We start from the raw sequence: 3555 nt of genomic DNA, 5'->3' as shown, positions 1-3555 counted from the left end.
GCTGATCATGCCGCGATTTTTTCCAGACATGTCTCGACTGACACCCGGCGGTCCCGGAATGATGCTCCGAACATTTCTTTACTGGATTTTTGCGGTTTTTATCCAAACACCGATTCTCTGGGCCGACGGCCTTGTTCGAGTGCATGAAGCCTGGGATGCAGCGGCTTTAGCAGGCGTTCTCCTCCTCATACTCTCGCTTGTCCTGGTTCAATCGCGAACCGGCAGTGCCGGGAAAGCTTCAGACGGTGCCAATACTGGGCCTCAGTCGGGCAACAGGGCAGATTGCGATTCCCCTCATGCGGAAACAACGCCGGCTGGCCAAGGTGGTCCTCAAACTCATCCCTTTCCCACCCAATCTTGTCGAGTCGGTGTGCTCAGAATCGTGTGCTGGATCTCCGCCGTAATGAGCGTTCTGCTGTTCGTGCTGTCTGGAAGTTATGCCGCTATTTATGGCAACGACAACCGAAAACTTTCGTCGCTATGGGTTGCCGTTGCTCTCGCGGTGAGCACATATTGGGCGCAACCTCGTACTCCTCAGTCTTCCAGAAAAACGCGGTGGCTGCGGGTCGGTCTGTGTGGAGCGCTCTTTGTCAACGCCACATCCTTTTTGCTGCAGCGTAATAATTATCTTCAGTCATGGCAGGCCCAGCAGAAGCTTTTGACCACGATCACGGGGGAAACACGTCGTGCCGAAGTTCCCCGGGGAGCGGTCCTTCTCGCCGCCTTGCCACCTGTTGTTCCAACGAATCACAACGACGAATGCGTTTTCACTCGTTCCTGGGACATCGCCTCCGCTTTGCGGATCGCCACCCATGACGACATCGCCGATGCAGTGGCCCTCTATCCCTGGCTTCTCGTCCAGGGCCGAATGATGGTCGATGGTCCACGACTGGTGGTTGATAACCTCTGGCAGGCTGACGTAAGCCAACAGGACGTCTTTTTTATCGGGTGCGAATTGAAACAGTCGCGACCAGCGGGCGTGGAGGACTTTTTCTGCCGATCGTTGGGAAGGCTGCCTCCTCTTATTGTCGAATTGCGCGTACCGTGCGAACCCGTCAAAAACGAGGAAGCATTGGTCCACGTTGCACGAATAGCGACAGAATCTCTAAACATTTCTCCGCCGATGTCCGCCCCAGCCAGAGTCACCCAGTGGTGGGCAGAATGGGTACGAACAGCCCTTCTCGGCAAGCCACCCGTGCCTTTGCACGAGCGGCTTTTTCATCCCACAATAATAGAGCAGGAGCATCAGGACAGTGGGCATAAAGGAACCACTCATGGCCGCTAAACAACGATCCAGCGAACCGATCTTCGTTGCAGTCGACGTGGGAGGCACCAAAATTCTGGGTGCGATTGCCGATCGACGCGGGGTCATCCGTGCGCGCGAGCGGCTTCCCACCCCTCGAACGGACAACCCCGCCGATATCCTGGAAGTGATCGAAGGCGTTATCGAGGCGGTACTTAAAGAGGAAGGGTTGAGCCATCGCGACGTGGCGGCCATCGGCGTCGCCATACCGGGCGTGGTGGATCCCAAAAAAGGGACGATCGTGCGTACGCCCAACAGTTGCCTTTCCGGCGTCCATCTCGTCCCTCGCCTGGAATCCCGTTTTGGGTGCCGGGTCATTCTGGGGAACGACTGCAATCTTGGTGCACTGGGCGAAGTTTGGCTGGGCGCTGCCCGCGGGGCCAAAAGCGCGATGGGGATCTTCGTCGGTACAGGAATCGGAGCCGGATTCGCGCAAAAGAGAAAAATCTGGCGTGGTGCCCGGGAAGTGGCCGGGGAAATCGGCCATATCGTCATGGAAATTGATGGACCACTCTGTGGATGCGGAAATCGCGGATGTTTTGAAGCTCTCGCCGGTCGCGCGGCCATCGAGCGTGACATCCGAGAAGCGGTGGCAAAGGGCGAGTCCACATTGTTGACCGAGATCCTCGACGGGGACCTCAGTGTTATTCGGAGTAAAGCCCTCAAGCAGGCTCTGGAAAGGAGCGACCCACTGGTCGAACGGATCATGCGGCGGGCAGCGGAAATCATCGGTTACGCCTGTCTGACCGTGCGGCACCTCCTCGATCCGGAGTGGATCGTCCTGGGAGGCGGGGTCATGGAGGCGTGCGGGGATACCTTGTGGCCGACAATTCAGGCCATTGTGAACTCCGACCAGCTTCCCGGCGCCCGTGAACGTGGTGGCCTTTGCCTGTCGGCTCTCGGGGACGATGCGGTTGTTTTAGGGGCAGTGGCGATCGCCGCCAGAAAAGTGGGAGTCAACGTCTTCAAATCTCTGCGCGAGATCAAGTATCCTCGTGTGGAAGAGTGCCACCCTGGCAGCATTACAATTGATGGGAAACAGTACGACGAAGACGTTGTCATTCTGAGTCACGGACGTGTCAAAAAGGCGAGTTCGAAACTGGCAAATGACACCGAAGCGTGGCGGTCCGAAGAACTCCTCTCGATGCTGACGCGGGGTGGTGTTGAGACTGTTATCCTTGGCCTGGGCTTCGATGTGAAGAATACCGAGATCAGTAAAACCTATGAGTTTTTCGCTCGAAGACGAATCAGCCTGTTAGCCCTGCCCACACCTCAGGCCGTGATCGCATACGAGCGAACCAACGCGCGGAGGTCGGCCTATTTTTGCGTTTCCCGATAACGTGCAGATCGCTGGTGAACCGGCCGGGCTGCTCGGTCCGATCCCTGCCGCCAGAAACCGTTCATAGGGGAGTGACAGTGAAAACGCGACCTTCAGGGCTCCGGTTCAAGACGGTTCTGTTCTGCACATCGGTGGTTCTTGCCGTACTTGCGCGCTGGCGGGTGGGGGCTGGAGAATTGGAAATCGCGGACTTCCAGCCGGTCCGTCCGATTTGTCGCGCGGAATGGCCCTGCACGCTGTCCGTGACCCTTCGTAATCGAGGGGAACAAGACGTCGAAGGGACGCTCGAACTGAACCTTCCGCCGGAAGTGCGCCTTGTCCAGGGAAATCTGCAACAGCCGTTTCGCTTCGAAAACGGTGCCAGCGAAATCAAGACGTCATGGACAGTGGTGACCTCAAAAGCGGGGCGCCATGATGTGACGGTCGTCGCCAGATACCCGCAGGCCACAGTGCGGCAGGCTCTTTCCCTGCTGTTTCTTCCGAGTGTTTCGATCCCCAAAACGCGGGAGATTCCGCCGCCTCAACCGGTGGTTACCGATATTCTTGTCGGCGCCCACAATTGCCCACTTTGGGAGACGAACAGGCCCGAAATATGGCGCAATCTGCTCAAGCATCCGGAAAGGACTCCGGTGCTTGGATTCTACGGTCAGGAAAACCCAGAAGTGGCCGACTGGGAGACAAAATGGGCCGTCGAGCACGGAATTTCGTTTTTCGTCTATTGCTGGTACCGGGCGCGCCAGGGTGGACCGGTTGAGATGCGGCATTCCAGTGCCCTTCACGAGGCCCTGTTTCATTCCCGGTTCCAGGACAAGTTGCGTTTCGCCATCATGTGGGAGAATCAGGCCCGTGGAGTGGCCGGTGTTGCCGACGAGCGTGACTTTTTGGAAAATCTCCTGCCTTTTTGGATCAAAAA

At 57.4% G+C, this 3555-nt stretch carries 3 protein-coding genes; all 3 read left to right on the top strand.

The features are described 5' to 3' along the window. Positions 1-1285 (top strand): hypothetical protein (locus tag H5U08_RS13055; RefSeq protein ID WP_297033805.1); only part of this gene is annotated, 1285 nt, incomplete at its 5' end. Next, complete coding sequence (locus tag H5U08_RS13050; protein WP_297033803.1) at positions 1275-2642, top strand: ROK family protein; 1368 nt, start codon at positions 1275-1277, stop codon at positions 2640-2642. The genes H5U08_RS13055 and H5U08_RS13050, both read left to right, overlap by 11 nt. Positions 2643-2719: 77 nt before the next feature. Next, positions 2720-3555: hypothetical protein (locus H5U08_RS13045; RefSeq protein WP_297033799.1), on the top strand; the 836-nt coding region annotated here is incomplete at its 3' end.

This window comes from Thermogutta sp. (assembly GCF_014359955.1).
GTDB lineage: Bacteria > Planctomycetota > Planctomycetia > Pirellulales > Thermoguttaceae > Thermogutta.
This window is presented reverse-complemented; position numbering and strand designations above follow the sequence as displayed.